At 60.4% G+C, this 843-nt stretch carries 1 pseudogene; it reads left to right on the top strand.

Annotation, left to right across the window (positions count from 1 at the left end):
* A pseudogene (actP, locus tag ABDB81_RS30410) lies at positions 1 to 843 on the top strand (cation acetate symporter); the annotation flags it as partial.

Below are 843 nucleotides of genomic sequence, written 5' to 3'. Positions count from 1 at the left end.
CAGATCATCAAGGCATGCCTGCTGCTGGGCGGCGCGTCGTTCATGGCGTTCATGGTGCTGGCCCAGTTTCATTTCAGCCCTGAGGCGCTGTTTGCCAAGGCGGTAGAAGTGCATGCGAAGAAGGACTCCATCATGAGTCCGGGCAACTTCATCAAGGATCCGATATCGGCCATCTCGTTCGGGATTGCGCTGATGTTCGGCACTGCCGGCCTGCCGCACATCCTGATGCGCTTTTTCACGGTGCCCAATGCCAAGGAAGCCCGCAAGTCGGTGTTCTGGGCGACCACCTGGATTGGCTATTTCTACATCCTCACGTTCATCATCGGCTTTGGCGCGATCGTGCTGGTGAGTACCAATGCCAGTTTTCAGGATGGCAGCGGCAAGCTGTTGGGCGGCGTCAACATGGCGGCCGTTCACCTGGCCAATGCGGTGGGTGGCAACGTCTTCCTGGGCTTTATCTCGGCCGTGGCATTCGCGACCATCCTGGCCGTTGTGGCAGGGCTGACGCTGGCGGGCGCCTCGGCGGTGTCCCACGACCTCTACCAGACCGTCTTCAAGCACGGCAAGGCAACCAGTGCCATGGAGTTGCGCGTGTCCAAGATCACCACGGTTGTGCTCGGCGTCATTGCCGTGGTGCTGGGCATCGTGTTCGAGAAGCAGAACATCGCGTTCATGGTGTCACTGGCGTTTGCGGTAGCGGCATCGGCCAACTTCCCGGTGCTCTTTCTCTCGGTGTTGTGGAAGGGCTGCACCACACGCGGTGCGATGATCGGTGGCTTCCTGGGCCTGTTGTCGGCGGTGGTACTCACCGTACTGTCGCAGGCAGTGTGGGTCGACGTGTTC

The sequence above is a fragment of the Cupriavidus sp. DL-D2 genome (genome assembly GCF_039710735.1).
In the GTDB taxonomy this organism is placed as follows: domain Bacteria; phylum Pseudomonadota; class Gammaproteobacteria; order Burkholderiales; family Burkholderiaceae; genus Cupriavidus.
Note: the sequence above shows the minus strand (reverse complement) of the source record. Positions and strands in the feature narration are given on the sequence as shown.